The organism is Novosphingobium sp. PP1Y (genome assembly GCF_000253255.1).
In the GTDB taxonomy this organism is placed as follows: Bacteria; Pseudomonadota; Alphaproteobacteria; order Sphingomonadales; family Sphingomonadaceae; genus Novosphingobium.
Genome location: NC_015580.1, coordinates 1,828,021 through 1,850,545, shown reverse-complemented (window position 1 = coordinate 1,850,545; position 22,525 = coordinate 1,828,021). Strand labels below are relative to the sequence as shown.

The window sequence follows — 22,525 nt, the reverse complement described above, 5'->3', positions numbered from 1 at the left end:
AACCTTTCATCATTGCAGTTCACTTCATCGCAGGATTACATCGGTCTGTCTCCAGTCCCGGCGACCCAACGAACCGTTCATCCGGCGTTGGGTTCAGGTGAACCTAAAAGCAATTCAAAGGTTCAAGACAGGCACTTGCAGGAGGACGCAATGTTCAAGAAATCCATTCTGGCTTTCACGGCCGCCGCCTTGGCGATCCCGGCCGTGCCGGCCGCTGCCGATCCGCCGCCGTGGGCACCCGCGCACGGCTATCGCGAAAAGGAACGCCATCACCGCATGTACGATTCGCGCGGCCGTTATTACGAACCGCGTCGCATCACGCGCCGCGATCGCGTCTGGCGTGGACGCGATGGCCGCTATTACTGCCGCCGTGACAACGGTACGACCGGTCTGATCATCGGTGCCGGCGTCGGCGCTCTCGCCGGGCACGAACTGGCGGGTAACGGCGACAAGACGCTTGGAGCGATCCTTGGCGGCGTTGCCGGCGGCCTGCTCGGCCGCACCATCGACCGCGGCGATCTCAAGTGCCGTTGACCTGAGCGGCATTGCCTCAAGACGCATGGGGCGTCCCGTCGAAACCGACGGGGCGCCCTTTCGCTTTGCGTCCATCTGGCGCAGCGATAGTTGCGAAGGACTGGAATTCCAGCGCTATCCCCGGCCGGCTGTATATGCTCCAATAAGGCCGATGACCCAAAACGACATTCCTGAAGCCACATGACCATGCGACCGACGATGATGGTGACGGGCGGCGCGAAACGGATCGGCGCGGCCATTGCGCGTGCCTTCGGAGCCGCCGGTTGGCACGTCGTAATTCACTACGGCCAGTCGACGGCGCAGGCCGAGGCGCTGGCGGGACAGCTTCCTTCCGCCGAAATCGTCAGCTGCGACCTGGGCGATGGACAGGCCGCCGTTGCACTGGTGGAAAGCCTTGCCGTCCGGCTCCAGGACTGGCGGGTGCTGATCAACTGCGCAGGTGTGTTCGATCTCGATACGGCAGAGGCGCTCGACACGTCCACCTTCGCCAAGGCGATGCAGGTCAATGCGTGCACCCCGGCGCTGCTTGCCCAGGCTTATCTGCGCCATGCGCAGGCAGTGGGCGGGCGACGGGTGATCCATGTCACCGACCAGAAGCTGCTCAACCCCAATCCGGACTTCTTTTCCTACACGATGAGCAAGCATGCGTTGGCCGCAACCATTCCGATGCTGTCGATGGCCCGCACCCATGCCGAGGATCGCATCTATGGCATTGCCCCCGGGGCCATCCTGGCCAGTCATGACCAGACCGAAGCCGAAACCGAAGTGTCCCACCGCATGAACCTGCTGGGTCGCAAGACCACGCCGCAGGACATTGCCGAAACGGCCCTGTTCCTGGCGCAAGGCTGGCTTGCGAGCGGAGAAACCGTGTTCGTCGATTCCGGCCAGCACCTTCTCGCCCAGGAGCGCGATGTTCTGTTCCTCGCCCGGCAATAGCGTAGCTGGTTCCGGATAAGTCCTTGCCAGTGGCCAATTGCCGGCTACGCTGTCCACATGGCCCGGAACCATTCGCACTGCGACAGGTTCAGGCTCCGTAGGTAAAAGAATTATCCAACGGGATCATAAGCATATGTCGAAGATGTTGCTCGAACGATTTCTCGGCAAGGCGGTTCGCAAGGGCATTCTCGAAATCACCTATTCGGACGGCACCCGGACGCGCAAAGGCACGCCAGAGCCCAATTATCCCGATGTCGCCGTGCGCTTCACCGATCCCATAGCCGAGCGCAAGATCATCCTCGACCCGCGACTGGGCGCTGCCGAGGCTTTCATGGACGGTCAGCTGTTGGTTGAGCGCGGCGACATCATGGAACTGGTCCAGCTCCTGCGCGCCAATCGACCGTGGGATCGCGGCGGCAGTTTCGGCGAAGGATCGAGACTCAAGAAGATCGGAACGCGCGCGCTCACTGTAATCGACGGCATCAACAAGGCCGCCCGCGCCAAGGCCAACGTCGCCCACCACTACGACATCGGCAACGACCTTTACACGCTGTTCCTCGATCGGGACCACATGCAATACAGCTGCGCCTACTGGCCGAATGCGGACGGAAGCGACAGCATGTCGCTGGAACAGGCGCAGGAGGTCAAGCTCGCCCATATCGCCGCCAAGCTCGCGCTCGCTCCCGGCCAGCGGGTGCTGGACATTGGCTGCGGTTGGGGGGGCATGGCGATCTACCTGGCCAAGCATGCCGACGTGAACGTCCTTGGCATTACCTTGAGCGAGGAACAGCTTGCCCTTGCACGCAAGCGGGCCGAGGCCGCGGGCGTGGCGGACCGAACCCGCTTCGAACTGGTCGACTACCGCGATCTTGCGGCCCAGGGGGAGAAGTTCGACCGCATCGTCTCGGTCGGCATGTTCGAGCATGTCGGGCAGGCGCAGTTCAACCGCTTCTTCCAGGACTGCGCGAAGCTGCTCGTCGACGACGGTGTCATGCTCCTGCACACCATCGGGCGCATGGGCGGCCCGGGCTCGACCGATGCCTTCACCCGCAAGTACATCTTCCCCGGCGGCTACATCCCCGCGCTGAGCGAAACCATCGCGGCCAGCGAACGCTATCGCCTGATCGCCGCCGATGTGGAGAACCTGCGCCTGCACTACGCACTGACCCTGCGCGAATGGTACAAGCGCTGCGTCGCCCACAAGGACGAGATCGTCGGCCTCTACGGAGAGCGCTTCTACCGCATGTGGATCTTCTACCTCGCCGGCGCTACCGCCGCGTTCGAGAGCGGGAGCATGTGCAACTACCAGATCCAGTACACCCGCCGCCGCCGCGCCCTGCCCCTCACCCGGGACTACATGGCAGCACGAGAGAAAGAGCTGCTTCGCGCCGGGTGATTGCGAGCGCCTTTTTAACACCGGCATTGCGCCGAACCGCCCCCGCTGTTAGGCGCGCGTCGCAATTCCAGCGTCGATTCCAGCGGAGCTCGCAAGCGTCATGTCCGATATCAAGAAGGTCGTCCTCGCCTATTCCGGTGGGCTTGATACCAGCGTCATCCTCAAGTGGCTGCAGGTCACCTACAATTGCGAGGTCGTGACCTTCACGGCCGACCTCGGCCAGGGCGAGGAGCTTGAACCCGCTCGCGCCAAGGCCAAGCTCATGGGCATTCCCGACGAGCACATCTACATCGACGACCTGCGCGAAGAATTCGTGCGCGACTTCGTGTTCCCGATGTTCCGTGCCAATGCCCGCTACGAGGGCGACTACCTGCTCGGCACCTCGATCGCGCGTCCGCTGATCTCCAAGCGCCTCATCGAAATCGCCCACGAGACCGGCGCCGACGCCGTCGCCCACGGCGCAACCGGCAAGGGCAACGACCAGGTCCGCTTCGAGCTGTCGGCCTACGCGCTCGATCCGAACATCAAGGTCATCGCTCCCTGGCGCGAGTGGGACCTCAATTCGCGCACCGCGCTGATCGCCTGGGCCGAGGCCCACCAGATCCCGGTGCCGAAGGACAAGCGCGGCGAAAGCCCGTTCTCGACCGACGCCAACCTCCTGCACACCTCGTCGGAGGGCAAGGTGCTCGAGGATCCGTGGGAAGAGACCCCCGACTACGTATATTCGCGCACCGTCAATCCCGAGGATGCGCCGGACCAGCCGGAATACATCACCGTCGACTTCGACAAGGGTGACGGCGTCGCGCTCAACGGCGTGGCGATGAGCCCGGCCACCCTGCTCACCCAGCTCAACGAGCTGGGCCGCAAGCACGGCATCGGCCGCCTCGACCTCGTCGAGAACCGCTTCGTCGGCATGAAGTCGCGCGGCATGTACGAGACGCCGGGTGGCACGATCTACGCCGCTGCCCACCGCGGGATCGAGCAGATCACGCTCGACCGCGGCGCCGCGCACCTCAAGGACGAGCTGATGCCGAAGTACGCGGAACTGCTGTACAACGGCTTCTGGTTCGCCCCGGAGCGCGAGATGCTGCAGGCCGCGATCGACCACAGCCAGCTGCGCGTCAACGGCACCGTCCGGCTCAAGCTCTACAAGGGCATGGCCTCGGTCGTCGGCCGCAAGTCGCCCGATTCGCTGTACTCCGAGCGCCATGTCACGTTCGAGGACGATGCGGGTGCCTACGACCAGAAGGACGCCGCCGGATTCATCAAGCTCAACGCCCTGCGTTTGCGGTTGCTGGCCCAGCGCGACGCTTCCTGAATCCTCTCAAACGGTTAACACATTCCGGCGGTCCGTTGCCAAAGCGCGACGGGCCGCTTTTGCATGAGTCCCCTTTTTGCGTTGCGGCATGTAGGAGTCCCCCACACCTGAAACGGGACGGAGTGGGGAATCTTGGCAGTTCGACCGGGCAACCGGAAAGCACACCTGCTTGTCGCGCTTGCGGCACTGGTCACGCTTCCGCTTGCAGGCCCCATCCACGCCGCCGACGTTGCCGTGCCCGAGCTGGCCCCGCAGCAGGCCGCACCGGCGCTGACCGCGCCCGCCGCTTCCACCGTCACGACCGGTGATGTCGCCCCCGCCCCCGCCGAAATCGACGCGCCCGAGTTCGATCCGATCGGTTCGGGCATGGCGAGCTACTACGGCCGCCAGTTCGCCGGCAACCGCACCGCCAGCGGCGACCTGTTCGACCCGCAGGCGCTGACCGCGGCGCACCGCACCCTGCCCTTCGGCAGCAAGGTGCGCGTGACCAACGAGGCGACCGGCGATTCGGTGATCGTCACCATCAACGACCGCGGGCCGTTCCACGGCAACCGCGTGATCGACCTCAGCCGCGCCGCCGCGGACGAGATCGGCCTGACCCGCGCCGGCAAGGGCCGCGTGGAACTGGCGCTCCTGGCCGACTGAGCCTTCTTTTTTTCGGTTTTCCGCTGGGCTTTTGCATCGGGGGGCTTCGACAGGCTCTGCCTGAGCGGGTCCTGCGCCTGAACGCGCATCCCTGCGAAAAACCTGCGCGCTTTCGCCAGATCCATCACCGCAAAAAGTCGGCCAGCGCGGTGGTGGGAGGGGGGTGGGAGCATCACCGCGCCGGCCTTCACTTGCGATAACATCGGCCCCGGCAATCCGTTCCCGGCGCCTGCGGATTTTTCGAAAGACGCTGCAAGGCCCTGCAGGTTTACACGGTTTACACTGTCCAGAGAGGTACGGCGCGGGCCCGTCCAGCGACTTGTACTCCATCGGCGCCCCGTCATCCGCATCGCCGCCGTGGCCCTGCCCGCCCGCATCGGGAGAAGCGAATTCGGCAGGCAGATCGTCCAGCCCCGGCCCGATCCAGCCGTCCCAGGCGACCACGCCCTGCCCGCCGCGCGCGTCCGCTTCGCGCTCCTGCCGGGCCTGCCGCAGCACTGCGTCGACATGGTCGCAGGCGCGGGCCTGCCATGCGTCCCAGTCCTGCCCGGCCCCTTCCGGGTCCGCCGGGGCACAATCGACATAGTCGCGGCGCGAGAGCGGCAGGACCGGATCGGGCGCGTCCTCGTCCAGCATGGGATCGAACGCCGGATCGAGCGCCGGATCGAGAGGGGACTGGAAAAAGTCCGCGTCCGGCGCCTCGCCAGAAAGCAGCGCCAGCACTTCATCGAAGCGCCCGGCCTGCTCGCTCACGTGGTGCTGCTCGGCCAGCCGGTCCAGCCGCGCGAGGTGGGCCAGCAGCAGGCGGGAATCGTAGCGCCGCCGCCGCCCGACCAGCTCTCCGCGAAACCACACCGCCTCGTCCACCCCGTCGATCGCGCGGGTCGCCAGCACTTCCTCGGCATGGGCGCGCGCGAGAAGCAGCGCCGCGGACCAGCCTTGCGCAAAGACCGCATCGCGCCGCCGCAGGAGATAGGCGGAGGTCCGGCTCATCCCCACTTGCGCACAGGCCGCGCGCACATCGCCCCGGTCGGCAAGGTGGTGGAGGAAGGCAACCTTGCGCGCATCGCTCCAGCCATTGTGGGGCACGCCGTCCCCCTCCCGCTTGGCGGAGGGATCAAGGGTGGGCATTCCATCCCCCTGCCCGTCCCGTTCCCCCTGCCCGCAGCCCCGGGCCTGCCCGAAGGACGAGGCCACCGACGGCGAGGCCATCCCGGCGCCGCAATCCCGGTCGAAATGGTCAGGGCAAGCGGAGGCGGGCCAATCGTCGGACGGCAGGCCGATATCGCGCGAAGCCGGTATCCACCCCCGCCCGAAGCGCGTGGGCGGCGCAGTGTCGCCTGCTTTTGCCGCAGAGGGACCGGAAGACGGACGGGCATCCGGAGCGGCGCCATTCGGCGCGCCGGGCGTGGCTGGACTGGAACTGTCGGACATGGTTCACCCCCTCGAACTGGAGCATCAGGACCGGCGCGAATGACCCGCGCCGGGGTGAACCGGGGTATTTATGGCATGTGGGGGTGTGTAGGAAAGTCTCTCGAAGCTTCGCGCTAAAATGGTGAAATCTGCGTGACACCAAAGGCAACGACGCTCTAATTTTGTCGCACTTTATTATCCAAGAGAACAAGTAAGTTTGTGAAATTCACAACAGACCAACACTCTCTAATCGTCATCGAGATTGAAAAGTACATAAAGAACGACGAAATAAATCGAGATAATTTGCAATTAATTATACAAAAATCAAATCCGCCAACAGACATAATTGATATATACATGATACAGCCAAACAACATCATAATAGACATTTGATAGCCATAAATGTAGTCTTGCATCGGATTCTGCTCCGACAATACTCGCTCTTGAAATTTATCATTATTAAGAATTGTCGCAGCTCGAGCCGTCCAAGCAACTGACATACCCACCAAAATAGATGCAGCGGGAAACAATGCCTTCCCAGCGAAATAGAATCCGTCAACCTTCAAAAAAACGGTCAACACAAATGCAATAATGAAGTCAATTAATAGCCACCAATTAAGGAGAAGTCTAAATCCAGTTCTGCGACCAAATTTAGAAAACATCCATGGCCAAAAAGTTTCAATCATTATTTACACTTCTTAGGCGCCCATAGGCTGAACGCAAAGCCATTAACATTTTTTCCTTCATCTCATCTATGCCTTCAGAAAATTGTATTCTCTCGAGCAATGGAGTTCCGCGAAGATAGATCGTTTTCGGCTTCGTATCAGATTCTTCTAGAATTGTAGCACTAGCGGTGTCGCCGAGTGAGGCTGCACTTCTTGCGACTTCTTCAACAAGTTCTTTATCCAGATCAGGGCCACGCGTTTCGATTGTTGTCCTCGAACCACCGATTGCCTTATTATACCTTTCCGCTGGGCCGTGTATAAGAGCTTGAACGTCATGAGGGTTCTCAAACTCAGCAACGAATTGAAACCTCGTGACTTTATAGGCGCCCTTCACCTGCTCTATAAAACCTTCAGGGTCTCTCAGCTCATCAACAACGATTCTAAACCCTGCATCCGCGGCAAAGGGAACACTATTGAGGAGTTTCTCAAGCTTCAAAGCAACCTCCTCCGCCTTTGCAGAAATGGGCGACTTTTTCTCAATTACGCACGCTTGAGTCTGACCATCGAACACCCCGTATACGTAAGGGGCTCTTTCGCCTTCTGAATCATAGAAGAACTGTTTCGCGTCATCATACTTCGGAGTATTTACTGATTGAATGCGGCCTATTTGAAAAGCGATTGCAGCGCTGGAAAATTTATCGGTCCCAGCAATATGCCACTCACTGCCTCCGCCGATTTGCGCAACAGGATGCTCCTCGAATGCATCAAATATCACCTCTTGCGGCGCTCTATTTTCAACAAACAGGTCAGCTTGCGGCAAATGCTCACACCTGATTCGAAATACGTGTAAAGCTTTTTCCATGTAACTCCTCGTCACTACCAAACGGCGGTGATAAGTTGAGATTCTCTACTCAAAAAGGCAATTATCGCCACTTGAAGTTACATTTTATTAATCGACGCAGCAGCCCAATATCGCGCGACTGATAAACATTTTACATCACTTCCCCAACAACGGCTTCAAATAATGCCCCGTGAATGAGCGCTTGTTCTTCACCACCTGCTCGGGCGTGCCTTCCGCCACGATCTCACCGCCGCGCACGCCGCCTTCCGGGCCAAGGTCGATGATCCAGTCGGCGGTCTTGATGACGTCGAGGTTGTGTTCGATCACCACCACCGAATTGCCCTGGTCGACGAGGCGGTGGAGCACTTCGAGGAGCTTGCGCACGTCCTCGAAATGCAGGCCGGTGGTCGGCTCGTCCAGAATGTAGAGCGTCTGCCCGGTGGAGCGGCGGGCCAGTTCCTTGGCCAGCTTCACGCGCTGCGCCTCGCCGCCCGAAAGCGTCGTCGCCTGCTGGCCGACCTTGACGTAGCCCAGCCCCACTTCGTTGAGCATGTGCATCTTGTCGCGGATCGGGGGCACGGCCTTGAAGAACTCTTCCGCGTCCTCGATCGTCATGTCGAGCACGTCGGCGATGGAGTGGCCCTTGAACTTCACTTCCAGCGTTTCGCGGTTGTAGCGCTTGCCGTGGCATTCCTCGCAGGTGACGTAAACGTCGGGCAGGAAGTGCATCTCGATCTTGATCAGGCCGTCGCCCTGGCACGCCTCGCACCGGCCGCCCTTGACGTTGAAGCTGAAGCGCCCGGGCTTGTAGCCGCGCGCCTCCGATTCCGGCAGGCCGGCGAACCAGTCGCGGATCTGGGTGAAGGCGCCGGTGTAGGTCGCCGGGTTGGAGCGCGGGGTGCGACCGATCGGGGACTGGTCGATCTCGATCACCTTGTCGCACATCTCCAGCCCGGTCACCCGGTCGTGCGGGCCCGCGATCATGCGCGCGCCGTTCAGCGTGCGCGCGGCGGCGGCGTGGAGCGTATCGAGCGTGAGGCTGGACTTGCCCGAGCCGGAAACCCCGGTGACGCAGCAGAAAGTGCCCAGCGGGAACTTCGCGGTGACGCCGGTGAGGTTGTTGGCCCGCGCGTTCTCCACCGTGACGAAGTGGCCGTTGCCCTTGCGGCGGGTCTGCGGCACCTCGATCCTGCGCGCGCCGGTGAGGTACTGGGCGGTGAGGCTCTGCTTGCTCTTGAGCACCTGCTTGAGGGTGCCTTCGGCCACCACCTCGCCGCCGTGGACGCCCGCGCCGGGGCCGAGGTCCACCACGTGGTCGGCCGCGCGGATCGCGTCCTCGTCATGCTCGACGACGATGACCGTGTTGCCAAGGTCGCGCAGGCGCTTGAGGGTTTCCAGCAGGCGGTCGTTGTCGCGCTGGTGCAGGCCGATGCTCGGCTCGTCCAGCACGTAGAGCACGCCCGAGAGGCCCGAGCCGATCTGGCTGGCGAGGCGGATGCGCTGGCTCTCCCCGCCCGACAGCGTGCCCGAGGTGCGGTCGAGGTTGAGGTAGTCGAGCCCGACGTTGTTGAGGAAGCCGAGGCGCTCGTTGATCTCTTTCAGGATGGCGCGGGCGATCTGCTGCTGCTGGTCGGTGAGCTTGCCTTCCAGTTCGCCGAACCACGCGAAGGCGTCCGCCACCGAAAGCCGCGCGGCATCGGCGATGTCGCTATCGGCAATGCGCACGGACAGCGCCTCGGGCTTGAGGCGCTTGCCGTCGCAGGTCTCGCAAGGCTGGGCGGTCTGGAACTTGGCCAGTTCCTCGCGCATCCAGGCGCTGTCGGTCTGGATCATGCGGCGGTTGAGGTTGCCGATGACGCCCTCGAACGGCTTGTTGACGGTGTATTCCTTGCGCCCGTCCTTGAAGGTGAGCGGAACCGGCGCGCCCGCGGTGCCGTAGAGGACGACGATCTTCACCTCGTCGGGCAGGTCCTGCCAGGGCGTGGTGAGGTCGAAGCCGAAGTGCGCGGCAAGGCTGGAGAGCACCTGCATGTAGTAGGGGCTGGGCGGGTTGGACTTGGCCCAGGGCACGATCGCCCCCTGCTTGAGCGTCAGGTTCTCGTTCGGGACGACGAGCTGCGGGTCGAACAGCAGCTTCTCGCCCAGGCCGTCGCAGGCCGGGCACGCGCCCTGCGGGGCGTTGAAGCTGAACAGGCGCGGCTCGATCTCCTCGATGGTGAAGCCGCTGACCGGGCAGGCGAACTTCTCGGAAAAGACGATGCGGTTGGGCGGCAGGCCCGCGCCCTTGAGGTTGCGTCCCTGCGCTTCCTCTTCCTCGCGGCCCGGGACGTTGCCGTCCGCAAGGTCGACATAGGCGAGCCCGTCGGCCAGCTTGAGCGCCTGCTCGAAACTGTCGGCAAGGCGCGTCTGGATGCCCTCCTTCACGGCGATGCGGTCGACCACCACCTCGATGTCGTGCTTGTACTTCTTGTCGAGCGCGGGGGCGTCCTCGATCGCATGCATCTCGCCGTCGATGCGCACGCGGGTGTAGCCCGCCTTCTGCCACTCGGCCAGTTCCTTGCGGTATTCGCCCTTGCGGCCGCGCACGACGGGGGCAAGCAGGTAGAGGCGCGTGCCTTGCGGCAGGGCCATGACCCGGTCGACCATGTTGGACACCGTCTGCGCCTCGATCGGCAGGCCGGTGGCGGGCGAGTAGGGAATGCCCACGCGCGCCCACAGCAGGCGCATGTAGTCCCAGATCTCGGTCACCGTCGCCACCGTGGAACGCGGGTTGCGGCTGGTGGTCTTCTGCTCGATCGAGATCGCGGGAGAAAGCCCGTCGATATGCTCGACATCGGGCTTCTGCATCATCTCGAGGAACTGGCGGGCATAGGCGCTCAGGCTCTCGACATAGCGGCGCTGGCCCTCGGCATAGATCGTGTCGAACGCCAGGCTCGACTTGCCCGAGCCCGAAAGGCCGGTGATGACGATCAGCTTCTCACGCGGGAGCGCAATGTCGAAGCCCTTGAGGTTGTGCTCGCGCGCGCCGCGCACGGTAATGTGAGAGAGACTCATGGGGAGCGTGTGTTCCAGATTTGTTCGCGTCGATCAAGCGGCGGGGTGACTTGCCCGCAAGATGGGATGCAAACGGTTTATCGCAATGGCTTTGCATCGCCCCGGACGAATTGGCAAAATGCGCGCAGGGTTCAGGTGAAGGTCTAAAAGATCATGCAGCGTTTTGGTTTCCTGTGCGCAGCGGCGCTGGCCGCGGCGACATTGTCCGGTCCGGTCCATGCGGACGATCCGTACGAGAAACTGACGCCCGAGGAACTCGCCCGCGACAAGGCGACGATCCGCCGCCTCAACCGCGAACAGCTCGACTACGTGCGCAAGCGCGACGCGCAATATGCCAAGGGCTGGCGCGCCTACGACGACGCCCGGCGCTCGCCTGACTATGGCGAAAGCCGCTATGCCCGGCAGATGCGCGACTACGAGGCCGACCGCCGCGACTACGAGCGCGCGATGGCCGACTGGCGCGAAGACGTCGCCGCCTGCCGCGCCGGCTACTACTCACGCTGCCGCCGCTGAGGCGGGCGAGTCCCCGGGCTGACTTGCGCCCGGCTGCATCTTCCCTTCGAGATTGCCGCACAGGCGGAAATCCAGCTCTCGATGCGCGCTATCGCGCGTCCTGCCACAGCCCAGCTTTCCCCGCGCCGGCGAATTCCCGGTTTACACGCTGGCGCCCTGTCGCACGCAGGATGCAAGCGAACAAACTCTTGAGTCGCCCCCTTCCCCAATACTGCGAATGCGCGTAAAAATGTCGCCGGACACCAAGAAGACGAGTCGAATTTTACAAGTAATGGTAACTCCAAGTAATTTTATTTCCGACAGCACTTCAATACCGGGGTGAGTCGAGGGGTTTCTGAATTCTGTAAATCATTTCAGCGTCGTAGTGAGGATATCTCGCGGCGCTCAGGTCTTGTCGGGCATCTTGCCACATCTACCGATTCCGGGTCGCCTGGAACTTCTCGAGCCGCAGGTTGCAGAGCCTGACGGTCCTTGCCCTGCGCCTCATATCGTCAGGAGACGAACCATGAAGAGAATCCATGCCGCCATCCTCGCCGCGACAATGTTCGCCATCGCAACTCCTTCGCTTGCCGACGTCGTGGTGAAGGACACCGCCTGGTCCAGCCTTCCCCATCGCGAAGTGCGTTTCAATGACCTCAACCTCGACACCCCCCAGGGCATCGACAAGCTCAATGTGCGCATTTCCGCTGCCGTAAGGACGGTCTGCGGCCAGCCCGATGCCCGTATCCCGCGTGAAGTTGCCATGACCCACACCTGCCGCGACCAGTCGCTGCAACGCGCCTTTGCCGATCGCGATTCGATCCTGGCCGCGCGCCTTGCCGCCCGGGACGATCCGAGTCGGCTCGCCGCGCTCGATACATCGATCGCCATTGCGGCCCGCTGAGGAACGGGCGCCGAAGGACCGCCCACCCCCTTCACACCGGACGGTCGACTGAACCGGAAGGCAGGGAACGCTCGCACGCTCCCTGCCTTCGGTCACCCCGTGAGGCAAGCATCGGGCTGCGCAGGCCTGGCGGTCCTGCCTGCCCGATGCTTGCCTCACGGGGCGGCTAACCTAAGATGGGGGCATGAGAAAACTTCCCCCCGTTCTCGCCGCAGCCCTGCTGGCTGCCAGTTCCCACCCTGCCCTTGCCAAGGTCTCGGTCGATGCCGACCGGATCGCGGCCGACGTCAAGACGCTTGCCTCCGATACTTTCGAAGGCCGCGCGCCCGGCACCGCGGGCGAGGACCGCACGATCGGCTACCTGATCGCGCGGTTCCAGGACCTTGGCCTGCAACCCGCCGGCCCGGACGGACAGTGGATGCAGACCGTCCCGCTGCTCCACACGAAGCTTGAAAAGGCGCGGACCCTGGCCTTCACCGGCCCCAAGGGCGCGATGCCGGTCGAACAGGCCAAGGACCTTTACGTCTCCACCGTGCGGCCCGACGACATTGCCGCCATCGAGAACGCGCCCGTCGTCTTCGTCGGCTATGGCGTGAATGCGCCCGAGCGCGGCTGGGACGACTTCAAGGGCGCGGACCTGAAGGGCAAGGTGGTCGTCTTCCTCGTCAACGATCCCGACTTTGCCGCGAAGCAGGGCGAGCCGGCGGCAGGCAAGTTCGGCGGCCGGACGATGACCTATTACGGGCGCTGGACCTACAAGTTCGAGGAAGCCGCGCGGCAGGGCGCGGTAGGCGCGCTGATCGTGCACGATACGCAAGGCGCGGGTTACGGCTGGAACGTCGTCGTCAGCCCGGGCGGCGAGAACTACGACATCGTGCGCAAGACCGAGGACCTGACAAGCCTGGCCCTGCAGGGCTGGCTATCTGGCGATGCGGCCAAGCGCCTGTTCGCCAGCGCCGGGCTGGACCTAGCCAAACTATCGGCGGCGGCGCGGCGGCCCGATTTCCGGCCGGTGCCGCTCAAGGGCGTGACTTTCGATGCCGACGTGCCGGTAACTCACGAGCAGATCGCCAGCCACAACGTGCTCGCGCGCATCGAGGGCACGACGCGCGCCGACGAAGTCGTGATGTTCGGCGCACACTGGGATGCCTACGGCAAGGGCGAACCCGACGCGCAGGGGCGCATCTACCGCGCCGGGGCCAACGACGACGCGCTGGGCATCGCCGCGATGTTCGAGATTGCCCGCGCCATGAAGGCCGAACCCGCACCGCAGCGCAGCGTCGTCTTCGCCGCGTGGACGGCCGAGGAGCGCGGGCTGCTCGGCTCCGAGTTCTATGCGGCCAACCCGGTCTATCCGATGGAAAAGACGGTCGCGAACCTCGCCATCGACATCCTGCAGACGGCAGGCGCGGCGAACGACGTCGTGCTGGTGGGCAAGGGTCAGGACACGCTGGAGGACGACATGGCGCGCGTCGCGGCCACGCAGGGGCGCACGGTGACGCAGGAAAGCCTGCCAGAGCGCGGGCTGTTCTACCGCGCCGACCATTTCTCCTTCGCCAAGCGCGGGGTGCCGGTCATGCTGCTGATGGGCATTGCCGGGGCGGCTGACCTCAAGCAGGGCGGCACCGCGGCCGGTCAGGCGTGGATCGATGCCTATACCGGCAACTGCTACCACCAGGCCTGCGATGCATGGTCGAGCGACTGGAACCTCGACGGGGCCGTGCAGGACATCGACCTGATCGGCACCATCGGCGAGGAACTGGCGAACTCTGGCAAGTGGCCGCAGTGGAAGGCCGGCTCGGAGTTCAAGGCGATCCGCGACAGAAGCGAAGGCGTGCGGCAATAACCATGCGCCTGCGCCTTCCGATCAGCGCGCTGCTGGTCCTTGCGCTTTCGGCCTGTGGCGGCGGGGTGAAGTTCCGCCCCGTCAGCGACACGCCGGTGCGCGTGGGCCCGCCCTACAAGATCCGCGGCGTGACCTATACGCCCGCCGCGGATCCGCACTATGACATGCTCGGCTATGCGACGTGGTACGGCAACGAGTCCGGCAACCAGACCGCCAATGGCGAACGCTTCCGGCCCGACTGGGTGACTGCCGCGCACAAGACGCTGCCGCTGCCCAGCTATGTCGAGGTTACCTCGCTCGATACCGGTCAGCGCATTATCGTGCGGGTGAACGATCGCGGGCCCTTCGGCGAAAGCGCGCGGATCATCGACCTCTCGCGCGGGGCCGCCGAGCTGCTGGGCGTGCGCGCCAGGGGCAAGGCGGCGGTGCGGGTGCGCGTGGTCGAACCGACCGAGCGCGACCGCGCGGCCCTGCGCGAAGGCAAGGCCGCAAGCAAGCTGCCGCCGATCCCGGAGCGCACGCTGGCCAACCTGCAGGCGCAGTTCGCCCGCGGGGTCGGCTCGCGCTGAGGCCCCGGCCTTACTCGGCCGCTTCGAGCTGGGCGTAGGCGTCGGCTTCCTTGCCGATCAGGATATCGGCCAGGAACCAGTAGGCCTCACCCCAGGCGGCCAGCACTTCGTCGCTGGCGGCATCGCCCAGCACGTCGCGGATCGCCGGAAGCAGGGCATCGGCGACGTAAGGGTAATGCTCGGCCTTCACCCCGGTCTCGACATGGCGCTGGACCATACGCTGCACCGGCGCGGTGAGATTCTGCAACTTGTCCACATTCTGCGCATAGGCAAGGATCGCGGCGGCAAGTCGGCGCGGCTGTTCGCCGGAAACCTGCGCGGCCTGGTCGAACATCGCCTTCACTTCCTCGTTCACGAACAGGCGCTCGTACATGCGGGTGGTGATGGCGACGCCGTGCTCCTGCAGCACGGGCGCGGTGGCCTTGACGATGGCGACGGTCTGTTCGGAAAGCGGCTGAGCCATGACGAATCCCCTAAAAGATGCAAACTGAATGCATCTATACAGCGCGACTAAAAGATGTAAATAGGAAGCATCATTATTTCGGAGACCCGCCTTGCGCCTTACCGCGCACACCGATTACGCCTTGCGCATCCTGCTCCACGCCGCGCTGACGCAGGCGCAGGACCCAGACGCCCTGCTCTCGATCGCGGAGGTGGCTAAGGCCCATGCGATCTCGCGCAACCATGCCATGAAAGTGGTCAATGCGCTGGGCAACGCGGGCCTGCTGGAGACCCTGCGCGGTCGCGGCGGCGGTTTTCGCCTGGGCAGGCCGGCCGACGAGATCCGGCTGGGCGACGTCGTGCGCCTGACCGAGCCGAACCTGCAGCCCGCCGACTGCGGATCGTGCGTCATGCAGCGCCACTGCGGCCTGATCTCGCCGCTCGACCGGGCGGTGCATGCCTTCCTCGCCGAACTTGACAAGCAGACGCTGGCCCAGGCCGCGGTGGAATCGCGCCTTCCCGCCATGGCCGCGCCGCTCTGACGGGAACTTTCAGCGCCCCTGCACGTTCTCCTCCATGCGAGAGGAGAAAACGCAATGGACACGACCAAGATCGGACAAGAGATCCCCTATCGCCGCAAGAACGATCCGCGCAGGACCGGCTCGCTGATTTTCGATCGCGAGCGCGACGACCATGTGCGCGACAATGAAGGCGGCGAAGAGATGAAGGTCTGGTCCGGCGGACACTTCAAGAAGAGCTGACCGCCGGATCGACAGCCCCCTGCGCAAGTTTCCGCCGACGCAACAAATGTTCGTCTGGCGCAGGGGGTGCATGGTGTTTGGAACAGCCCTGCTCCCGCTTGCACTCGGCAGCCTGCTGACGCGCGTGCGCAACGTGTTCGGCCAGCTCGTTTCGGCCAATACCAACGACACGCCCGATGCCATCGATACCGCGATGTCGCCCAAGCTCGCATCCCTGTCCCTCGAGACGGGGAGGAAATCCGGGCTGCGGCATGGCGGCCGGTCCCGCTCATCCTGAGCCTGCCGAAGGACAGGCACCAAGGCCGCCCTAGCGCGCGTCCAGAGTAAAGGGCGAAGGCTGCCCCAACGACAGGGCACGCTCGCCCGGATCGCCCAGCCAGCGTGCCGGGCAGTTCCAGACCCGGTGGATCACTTCGCGGGCCAGCGCGATCTCGGGCGGGCCCTCGGCCTCGACCCTGCCGTTCTTGAGCACCACCACCTGATCGGCGTGGTTCATTGCCGTCGCCAGGTCGTGCAGCACCAGCACGACACCGCGCCCGGCCCTCGTCTGCTGGCGAAAGCGCCGCATCAGGGCGGCGGCATGGGCAAGATCGAGATTGGCGAAAGGCTCGTCGGCCAGCACCCAGCCGGGGCGGGTCGCCAGGACGCGCGCCATCAGCGCCCTTGCCCGCTCGCCGCCCGACAGACGCGAAACCGGGCGATGGCGAAGGCCTTCGAGGTCCATCGCGGCAATCGCCTCGTCGATGGCTTCCTGCGCTTCCTTTGCCGGGGCATCCTTCCACGGCAGGCGGCCGATCGAGACCAGCACTTCGACCGAAACGTCCCAGGCCACCTCAGGCGACTGCGGGAGGTAGCCGATCCACTGCGCACGCTGGGCCGTCGAGCATTGCGACAGGGGCCGTCCGCCCAGCTGGACATCGCCCACATCGGGCCGCAGCAGCCCGGCCATGCACGAAAGCAGCGTCGACTTGCCCGCGCCGTTGGGGCCGCAGATCGCCGTGACCATCCCGCGACGGCACTGCAAGGACACTCCGTCGAGCCGGTTCTTCACGCTCAGGTTGCTGGCGCCAAGGCTCATGCCAGTTCCTGACGCATCTTGAGCAGCAGGTGCAGGAAGAACGGCGTCCCGAGCAGGCTGAGGGCGATGCCGAGACGCAGTTCGCCCCCGGCCAATGGCAGCACGCGGCACAGGCAATCGGAAATGAGCAGGAGCAGCGCGCCTGCCAGCGCGCTCGGGACGATCAGCGAGGACGGGCGGTGGTCGGTAAAGGGGCGCACGAAGTGGGGCACCATCAGGCCGACGAAACCGATGATCCCGGCCACCGCCACGCCCGAGCCGACCGTCAGGCCGATGCCGATGATCATCATCGCCTGCAGCCGGAACGGCTCGACCCCCAGCGAGCGCGCCGCGGCTTCGCCCAGCGTCAGGGCATTGAGGCTGCGCCCGGCGGCCAGGAGCACGCCGATCCCCGCGGCGGTAAGCGGCAGGGCGATCCAGACTTCGCGCCAGGAGCGGTCGGCAAGCGAGCCCATCGTCCAGGTGACGATCTCGGTCATGGCGAAGGGCGATGGGCTCAGGCTGATCGCAAGGCTCATCAGCGCGCCGGCAAGGCTGGAGACCATCAGGCCCGCCAGCGTGAACAGCGCGACGCCGCCGCTGCGACCGGCGATCAGTGCCAGCAGCGTCATCGCTCCGCAGGCCCCGGCAAGCGCGAAGACCGGCAGCAGCCACGGCGAGGCGGCATAGCCGGTCCAGAAGCTGAGCACCGCGCCCAGCGCTGCGCCGGGTGCAATGCCGAAGAGACCCGGGTCGGCCAGCGGATTGCGCAGGAAGCCCTGCATCGCGGCTCCGGCAGCGCCCAGCCCCGCGCCCACCACCAGCGCCAGCACCGCGCGCGGCAGACGCAGCTGGACGAGGATGATCGAAGCATTGTGCGCCGTCGGCGAAAAGGGATCGATCCACACGCGTCCGGCGAGCAGTGAGAGCGGCACGGCCACCAGCAGGCCGGCCAGCAGCAGGAGGATGAGGCGCGGGTTCATCGCACCCGTGCCGTCCGGATCGCCGCGTCCTGCCGGTCCAGTTCGCGCCGGGCGCGCCCGAGCGCGTCGATGGCGCGCGGGATCGTCGGGCCGCCGCACCAGAGGATCGAACGATCGAGCGGAAAACGCTTCATGCGGCTCAGGCTCGCGAGAGCGGGGTGATGCAGCATGCGGTCCTCTTCGGCCAGCGGATTGCCAACTGCGAAGACGACGCGCGGCGGATCGGCCAGTACTTTCTCGAGCGGCAGGAAATCGGCCTGCGAAAGCCCGCGTGCACTGGCCGCGTTCGTAAAGCCGGTGTGCTTCATCATGTCAACGATCAGGGTGTCGTCACCTGCGACCAGCCCTGCCGATTCCCAGACCAGCGCCGGTACGGGCGTAGCGCCCCGGGGCGGCGCGGCGCGGGCCAGCGCCTCGTCGATCCGGCCGATCAGGCGCTTGCCCAGTTCGGGATGGCCGGTGAGGCCCGCAAGTTCCCGGATCTGGCCGCGCGCAGCCTCAAGGTCCGGCGCAATCGGCATTTTCACCACCTTGAAGCCCAGCTCGTCGAGCGCGCTGGCCGTGGCGGGCGGCAGGAAACTGCTGGCGACAACCACTTTCGGGCCGATGGCGGCGACTTCCTCCACCGTGCCCGAGACCGCGCGGTAACCGCGCGCCTTGGCAAGGTCCATCGAAGTGGACTGGGCATCGTGGCTGTAGCCCGAGATCGCCAGCAACTGGCCCGGCCCGGTCACTTCTGCCAGGATCGCATCGGTGCAGGGATTGAGCGAGACGATGGTCGGGTGGGCCGGATCGCCCGGCGCGGCAAGCGGGGCGGCCCCGGTATGGCCGCCCCCGCAACCCGATATGCAGGTCCATGCCAGCGCAAGGACCCCGGCGCGGACCAGGGCCCGCGCCAGATGCTTCCCTCCGGTCCTCCCGGACTGCGGGGGAAGCGACAGGGTCACATCTTCACCCGAACCCCGGCATAGGCCGAGCGGCCCGGCGTGCCGTAGCCCGAGACCGTCGTGTAATCGGCATCGGTCAGGTTCTCGATGCGCGCGAAGACTTCGTAGCGCTGCGCTATCGTGTAGCTCGCCCGCAAGGTCGCGGTCACGTAACCGTCCAGCGGGGTCAGATTGTAATTGTCGTTGTAGCTGTCGGACACCATGCGGATATCGCCGCCCAGCGTCAGCCCTTCAAGCGGCGCGTCCCAGTCGGCCGAGACGGTGAGTGCATTGCGCGGACGGCGGGCAAGGTCGTTGCCCCGGTTGAGATCGCCGGCCGTGCGGTTCACCGACTTGACGTAAGTATAGACCGCGCTGGCACGCAGTCGCTCGGAAACCCGGGCGCCCAACTCGATCTCGGCGCCGGTTGCGCGGGCCTTCCCGACATTGGCATAGAAACCGTAGCGGCCATCCCCGCAAAGCGCATCGCTCGATCCGAAGCACGAGACGTAGTCGATCAGGTTGCGGCTGTCGCGGCGAAAGCCGGTGACCGCGAAGTGCAGCGGGCCGTTGCGGTCGCCATACTCGATCCCGGCATCGTAGCTGCGGCTGCGCTCGGGCATCAGCTCGGGATTGCCGTATTCGGAGAACAGCTGATAGAGCGTGGGCACCTTGAAGCCTTCGCCGTAGGAGGCGCGGATGCGCCAGCCCGCCGCCACGGTGACGCTGCCGTTGGCACCGAAGGTCCACTTGTCGCCGAAATTGGAGTGGTCGTCGTAGCGCACGCCCGCGGCCAGGCTGAACAGATTGCCGTAGTAGCCGAGCAGGCCGTGCACGCTCGTCAGTTCCGCGTCGGCGCGAATGCGCGAGCCGTAGAGGAAATCGTCGGACTTGATGTGCGACCATTCATGGGCGCCCCCGAAGTCGAGCCGGACGGCATCGGTGGCGTCGTAGGAGCCACTCAGCTCCGCCCTTTCGCTGCGGCCCTGCGTTTCGGAATTGAACTGGTCCGAGATCGTCGGGTCGTAGTAACGGCGGCGGGTGTCCGAAACCTGATAGCCTGCATCGAGCGTGAGCGCATCGCCGGTCCACGTCAGTCCCGCGCGGCCGCCCAGCTCGCGGGTCTTCTGGTACTCGGGCGTATCGGCGAAAGTGTAATCGGGCGCCGGATAGCCATCGAGGTCGAGCGTGCCATCGGTAAAGCGGCCCACCACGCTGGCGGTAAGGCCCGGCACCAGATCGACGTGGGCACGGCCACCGGCCCGCCACTGCCTGAAGCCGTCGGCCTCGGTACCGGACGCCGCCTGGCTGATGCCATCGGTGCGCATGTAACCGCCGTTGAGGTTGACGCCGTAAGTCTCGCCGGAAAGCCCGGCCGAAACCTGCCCGTCGAAGCTGTCGCGCGCGCCATACTCTGCCGAGCCCTCGACGCCGTTGACGTCGCGGCTGGTGATCGCCAGCACGCCGCCGATGGCTTCCGATCCCCAGACGACCGAGTTCGAGCCGCGCAGCAGTTCGACCCTGCCGACCGGCCCGGTCATCAGGTTGCCGAAATCGAACCCACCGCTGGGCGCGGCAATGTCCGCAACGCGCAGGCCGTCGACCAGCACCAGAAGCTGCTGGGAATTGGCGCCGCGCACGAACAGGCTCGTCGTCCCGCCGATGCTGCCGTTACGGCTGAAGGTCACGCCCGGCAGGCGCTCCAGCACGCGGGCGACGTCCGGCCCCTGGATGGAATCGATCTCCTCGCTGCCGACGACGCTGACGGGCTGCCCCGCCTGATCGACGCGCAGCGCGCTGCCGGTCGCGATCACCGTGATCGCGTCGCCCAGCGGAACGAACGGCGCGACATCGGCCTCATCGGCAAGAGCGGGGGAAACAAGAGCGGGTGTGGACACGGCAAGCGCGGTGCCGAGCAGATACAGATACTTCACGTACAAACCTCCAACCTGAACGAAGCGTCGCTCGTGGCTGAGGCCGCGCCTTCACGGCGCATGACTCGCTGCATTCCGGTCCAACCCGCCCGGCGCGGAACGACCATCACTGGCAGGTCTCCTGGCTCCCGGATCATAGCGCCGCCCCACCTTCCCGGCATCCTTGTGACAAGACACCAGTGGCCAATCGGGACGGAACTCCCCGGTCACAGTTGCGGGGACAGCGCCGGAATCGAACCGGCTTCCCTCTTAGGTCCGGCAAGCCGGACAACCCGTGACGTGGCCGGGCGGATACTGCGGTGTTGCAGGCTTTGCAAGCACGGCCACGCAAGTACCTGCCCGCGCAACCGGTTTGTTTACCGGTTAAGGCTACAAGGCGGCGGTGTGTCGCTTCGGGACGGCGACCACGGAGCGGATGCGCCGGATCGATAGGCGGGTTAGGCGCAGGATGCGCCGACGAGCCACGTTGACGGGGCGCACGTTGAAGTGGCGCACATTGACGGTGCGCACTTTGACGGTGCGCACTTTGACAAGGCGAGCGAAAGGAACCGAGTGACCGAGCCACCTGCCCTGATGGCCCTGATCGGCGAAAGCGAGGCGCGCCCACGCGACTTCGCGGCCCGGTTCGAGCGCGGGCGCAGGAACCGGCATGCGCACCGCGCCCATCTGCAGCGGCGCTGGAGCGTGGCTGCTGCAGGCCTTGCCGCCATCGCCCTGCCCGCCTTCGCCTCACCGGGACACTGGGACCGCTTCACCATCGCCGCTGCCACGGCCGAGGCGCAGACCCCCGAGCCGATGCCCTTCGAGCGCGCCGGATCGAGCTTTCCCGGCTCCGCCTTCTATTACCTCGAACAGGAAGCCGCGCCCCTGAAGGTGGGCGAAGGCATCCATTCCGACGCCGGGGACGCGGCCGCACCGCCCCCTGAAGCCCGCGCCCCTGCCCGCCCGCTCACCATCGATGCCAGCGGCATCGACCGCACCCGCGCGCTGCAGTGCATGACCGCCGCCATATACTATGAAGCCGCAAGCGAGGCCGAAGCCGGCCAGCGTGCGGTTGCGCAGGTCGTGCTCAACCGGGTGGCCCACCCGGCCTATCCCAATACCGTGTGCGGCGTGGTCTACGAAGGATCGGAACGCTCCACCGGCTGCCAGTTCTCGTTCACCTGCGACGGCTCGCTCGCACGCAAACCTTCGCGCTATTTCTGGGACCGGGCGATGCAGGTCGCCCGCGCCGCGCTGTCGGGCTACGTCTATGCCCCGGTCGGCCTGGCGACGCATTACCACACCGTGCAGGTCCATCCCTACTGGGCTGCGAGCCTCGATTACCTCGGCACCATCGGGGCGCATCGCTTCTACAGCTTCCATGGCGCGGCGGGCCGCCCGGGCGCCTTCCGCTTCGCCTACCTGGGCGGCGAACCGGCAGCCGCGCCGCACCCCCGCGACACCGCTTCGCCCACCATGGCGGCGGCAGACACGCTCGATCCGGTGGCGATCCAGCGCCGGTTCGATGCACAAGGGGCAGCGCCGACTGCCGCGGCAAGCCCGATCGAGACAGCCGCCGCCAAGACCGCGCCCGCGCCGATCTATTCCAGCGCCATTCGCGAACGCGGCGGCGAAGCACTCTACCGGGCGCAGAAGCTGCCCGAAACCGGCGACATCAAGCCGCAATACGCCAATAGCGGCCGCTGGATCGCCCAGCCGGGCACCTGACCCGGCGCGATCTGTCTCCTTTCGGGGCACCGTGGGGCCATGGCAAGAATTCGGCAACCATAGGCCATTACAAACACTTAGAGCATCATCGCCATAAGGG

22 protein-coding genes and 1 riboswitch are annotated in these 22,525 nt (G+C 65.1%); of the genes, 14 read left to right on the top strand and 8 right to left on the bottom strand.

Annotated features, from left to right (window positions below):
• Positions 1–150 precede the first annotated feature (150 nt).
• From PP1Y_RS14885 to PP1Y_RS14860, 6 genes are all read left to right on the top strand, one after another.
• Positions 151–534, top strand: a complete 384-nt coding sequence (locus PP1Y_RS14885) for a glycine zipper 2TM domain-containing protein (RefSeq protein ID WP_041558887.1) — start codon at positions 151–153, stop codon at positions 532–534.
• Positions 535–714: 180 nt separating this feature from the next.
• Positions 715–1,470 (top strand): SDR family oxidoreductase, encoded by a 756-nt coding sequence (locus PP1Y_RS14880; RefSeq protein WP_041558886.1) that lies wholly within the window; start codon positions 715–717, stop codon positions 1,468–1,470.
• A 133-nt stretch (positions 1,471–1,603) separates the two neighbouring features.
• Positions 1,604–2,866: a cyclopropane-fatty-acyl-phospholipid synthase family protein gene (locus PP1Y_RS14875; RefSeq protein ID WP_013832971.1), complete on the top strand. Its 1,263-nt coding sequence runs from the start codon at positions 1,604–1,606 to the stop codon at positions 2,864–2,866.
• 100 nt (positions 2,867–2,966) lie between these two features.
• Positions 2,967–4,184: an argininosuccinate synthase gene (locus tag PP1Y_RS14870; RefSeq protein WP_013832970.1), complete on the top strand. Its 1,218-nt coding sequence runs from the start codon at positions 2,967–2,969 to the stop codon at positions 4,182–4,184.
• 132 nt (positions 4,185–4,316) lie between these two features.
• The gene (locus tag PP1Y_RS25800) at positions 4,317–4,829 is read left to right on the top strand and encodes a septal ring lytic transglycosylase RlpA family protein (protein WP_041558885.1); all 513 of its coding nucleotides are present in this window, start codon (positions 4,317–4,319) and stop codon (positions 4,827–4,829) included.
• A 357-nt stretch (positions 4,830–5,186) separates the two neighbouring features.
• A complete protein-coding gene (locus tag PP1Y_RS14860) occupies positions 5,187–6,380 on the top strand; it encodes a hypothetical protein (RefSeq protein ID WP_041558884.1) in 1,194 nt (397 codons plus the stop codon).
• A gap of 38 nt (positions 6,381–6,418) precedes the next feature.
• On the opposite strand, the gene PP1Y_RS25795 is transcribed toward PP1Y_RS14860, so the two are convergent.
• The 3 genes from PP1Y_RS25795 to uvrA form a co-directional block, all read right to left on the bottom strand.
• The gene (locus tag PP1Y_RS25795; protein ID WP_013832968.1) at positions 6,419–6,928 is read right to left on the bottom strand and encodes a hypothetical protein; all 510 of its coding nucleotides are present in this window, start codon (positions 6,926–6,928) and stop codon (positions 6,419–6,421) included.
• Positions 6,921–7,769, bottom strand: a complete 849-nt coding sequence (locus PP1Y_RS25790) for a hypothetical protein (RefSeq protein WP_013832967.1) — start codon at positions 7,767–7,769, stop codon at positions 6,921–6,923. The genes PP1Y_RS25795 and PP1Y_RS25790 overlap by 8 nt, the downstream gene beginning before the upstream one ends.
• A gap of 135 nt (positions 7,770–7,904) precedes the next feature.
• Positions 7,905–10,802 carry an excinuclease ABC subunit UvrA gene (gene uvrA, locus PP1Y_RS14850; RefSeq protein WP_013832966.1) on the bottom strand — a complete coding sequence of 966 codons (2,898 nt, stop codon included), beginning with the start codon at positions 10,800–10,802 and terminating at the stop codon, positions 7,905–7,907.
• A 153-nt stretch (positions 10,803–10,955) separates the two neighbouring features.
• Between uvrA and PP1Y_RS14845 the strand changes: the two genes are divergently transcribed.
• The 4 genes from PP1Y_RS14845 to PP1Y_RS14830 all read left to right on the top strand — a co-directional run bounded on the left by PP1Y_RS14845 (position 10,956) and on the right by PP1Y_RS14830 (position 14,613).
• Entirely contained in the window at positions 10,956–11,315 is a 360-nt protein-coding gene (locus tag PP1Y_RS14845) for a hypothetical protein (protein ID WP_013832965.1), read from the top strand.
• A gap of 505 nt (positions 11,316–11,820) precedes the next feature.
• Positions 11,821–12,198 carry a UrcA family protein gene (locus tag PP1Y_RS14840; protein ID WP_007011814.1) on the top strand — a complete coding sequence of 126 codons (378 nt, stop codon included), beginning with the start codon at positions 11,821–11,823 and terminating at the stop codon, positions 12,196–12,198.
• Between the two features lie 184 nt (positions 12,199–12,382).
• On the top strand, positions 12,383–14,044 hold the full coding sequence (locus tag PP1Y_RS14835) for a M28 family metallopeptidase (protein ID WP_013832964.1): 1,662 nt from the start codon (positions 12,383–12,385) through the stop codon (positions 14,042–14,044).
• 2 nt (positions 14,045–14,046) lie between these two features.
• A complete protein-coding gene (locus PP1Y_RS14830) occupies positions 14,047–14,613 on the top strand; it encodes a septal ring lytic transglycosylase RlpA family protein (protein WP_007011816.1) in 567 nt (188 codons plus the stop codon).
• Between the two features lie 10 nt (positions 14,614–14,623).
• On the opposite strand, the gene PP1Y_RS14825 is transcribed toward PP1Y_RS14830, so the two are convergent.
• Positions 14,624–15,076, bottom strand: a complete 453-nt coding sequence (locus PP1Y_RS14825) for a globin domain-containing protein (RefSeq protein WP_007011817.1) — start codon at positions 15,074–15,076, stop codon at positions 14,624–14,626.
• A 91-nt stretch (positions 15,077–15,167) separates the two neighbouring features.
• Here PP1Y_RS14825 and PP1Y_RS14820 point away from each other — a divergent pair, with 91 nt between their 5' ends.
• From PP1Y_RS14820 to PP1Y_RS14815, 3 genes are all read left to right on the top strand, one after another.
• On the top strand, positions 15,168–15,596 hold the full coding sequence (locus PP1Y_RS14820) for an Rrf2 family transcriptional regulator (protein ID WP_013832963.1): 429 nt from the start codon (positions 15,168–15,170) through the stop codon (positions 15,594–15,596).
• 54 nt (positions 15,597–15,650) lie between these two features.
• Entirely contained in the window at positions 15,651–15,815 is a 165-nt protein-coding gene (locus PP1Y_RS26120) for a hypothetical protein (RefSeq protein WP_007011819.1), read from the top strand.
• Positions 15,816–15,885: 70 nt separating this feature from the next.
• Entirely contained in the window at positions 15,886–16,092 is a 207-nt protein-coding gene (locus tag PP1Y_RS14815) for a M3 family metallopeptidase (protein ID WP_148274980.1), read from the top strand.
• 30 nt (positions 16,093–16,122) lie between these two features.
• Here PP1Y_RS14815 and PP1Y_RS14810 read toward each other — a convergent pair whose 3' ends face one another.
• Genes PP1Y_RS14810 through PP1Y_RS14795 form a run of 4 tightly spaced genes read right to left on the bottom strand, consistent with a single transcriptional unit; the run spans position 16,123 to position 20,715 of the window.
• Complete coding sequence (locus PP1Y_RS14810) at positions 16,123–16,893, bottom strand: ABC transporter ATP-binding protein (protein WP_013832962.1); 771 nt, start codon at positions 16,891–16,893, stop codon at positions 16,123–16,125.
• On the bottom strand, positions 16,890–17,855 hold the full coding sequence (locus tag PP1Y_RS14805) for an iron ABC transporter permease (protein WP_013832961.1): 966 nt from the start codon (positions 17,853–17,855) through the stop codon (positions 16,890–16,892). The genes PP1Y_RS14810 and PP1Y_RS14805 overlap by 4 nt, the downstream gene beginning before the upstream one ends.
• Positions 17,852–18,802 carry an ABC transporter substrate-binding protein gene (locus tag PP1Y_RS14800; protein WP_013832960.1) on the bottom strand — a complete coding sequence of 317 codons (951 nt, stop codon included), beginning with the start codon at positions 18,800–18,802 and terminating at the stop codon, positions 17,852–17,854. Before PP1Y_RS14800 ends, PP1Y_RS14805 begins: the two co-directional genes overlap by 4 nt.
• Positions 18,799–20,715, bottom strand: coding sequence for a TonB-dependent siderophore receptor (locus PP1Y_RS14795; RefSeq protein WP_013832959.1), 1,917 nt, complete (start codon positions 20,713–20,715; stop codon positions 18,799–18,801). Before PP1Y_RS14795 ends, PP1Y_RS14800 begins: the two co-directional genes overlap by 4 nt.
• Before the next feature lie 93 nt (positions 20,716–20,808).
• A riboswitch (cobalamin riboswitch) is annotated at positions 20,809–21,006 on the bottom strand.
• Positions 21,007–21,267: 261 nt separating this feature from the next.
• On the opposite strand from PP1Y_RS14795, the gene PP1Y_RS14790 reads away from it, so the two are divergent.
• Positions 21,268–22,425 carry a cell wall hydrolase gene (locus tag PP1Y_RS14790; RefSeq protein WP_232512697.1) on the top strand — a complete coding sequence of 386 codons (1,158 nt, stop codon included), beginning with the start codon at positions 21,268–21,270 and terminating at the stop codon, positions 22,423–22,425.
• Positions 22,426–22,525 lie beyond the last annotated feature (100 nt).

Bases quoted from the DNA above. Each gene is read 5' to 3' on its own strand.
- PP1Y_RS14885 (WP_041558887.1), top strand. From the start codon at position 151: ATGTTCAAGAAATCCATTCTGGCTTTCACGGCCGCCGCCTTGGCGATC.
- PP1Y_RS14880 (WP_041558886.1), top strand. From the start codon at position 715: ATGACCATGCGACCGACGATGATGGTGACGGGCGGCGCGAAACGGATC.
- PP1Y_RS14875 (WP_013832971.1), top strand. From the start codon at position 1,604: ATGTCGAAGATGTTGCTCGAACGATTTCTCGGCAAGGCGGTTCGCAAG.
- PP1Y_RS14870 (WP_013832970.1), top strand. From the start codon at position 2,967: ATGTCCGATATCAAGAAGGTCGTCCTCGCCTATTCCGGTGGGCTTGAT.
- PP1Y_RS25795 (WP_013832968.1), bottom strand. From the start codon at position 6,928: ATGATTGAAACTTTTTGGCCATGGATGTTTTCTAAATTTGGTCGCAGA.
- PP1Y_RS25790 (WP_013832967.1), bottom strand. From the start codon at position 7,769: ATGGAAAAAGCTTTACACGTATTTCGAATCAGGTGTGAGCATTTGCCG.
- uvrA (WP_013832966.1), bottom strand. From the start codon at position 10,802: ATGAGTCTCTCTCACATTACCGTGCGCGGCGCGCGCGAGCACAACCTC.
- PP1Y_RS14845 (WP_013832965.1), top strand. From the start codon at position 10,956: ATGCAGCGTTTTGGTTTCCTGTGCGCAGCGGCGCTGGCCGCGGCGACA.
- PP1Y_RS14840 (WP_007011814.1), top strand. From the start codon at position 11,821: ATGAAGAGAATCCATGCCGCCATCCTCGCCGCGACAATGTTCGCCATC.
- PP1Y_RS14835 (WP_013832964.1), top strand. From the start codon at position 12,383: ATGAGAAAACTTCCCCCCGTTCTCGCCGCAGCCCTGCTGGCTGCCAGT.
- PP1Y_RS14830 (WP_007011816.1), top strand. From the start codon at position 14,047: ATGCGCCTGCGCCTTCCGATCAGCGCGCTGCTGGTCCTTGCGCTTTCG.
- PP1Y_RS14825 (WP_007011817.1), bottom strand. From the start codon at position 15,076: ATGGCTCAGCCGCTTTCCGAACAGACCGTCGCCATCGTCAAGGCCACC.
- PP1Y_RS26120 (WP_007011819.1), top strand. From the start codon at position 15,651: ATGGACACGACCAAGATCGGACAAGAGATCCCCTATCGCCGCAAGAAC.
- PP1Y_RS14815 (WP_148274980.1), top strand. From the start codon at position 15,886: ATGGTGTTTGGAACAGCCCTGCTCCCGCTTGCACTCGGCAGCCTGCTG.
- PP1Y_RS14810 (WP_013832962.1), bottom strand. From the start codon at position 16,893: ATGAGCCTTGGCGCCAGCAACCTGAGCGTGAAGAACCGGCTCGACGGA.
- PP1Y_RS14805 (WP_013832961.1), bottom strand. From the start codon at position 17,855: ATGAACCCGCGCCTCATCCTCCTGCTGCTGGCCGGCCTGCTGGTGGCC.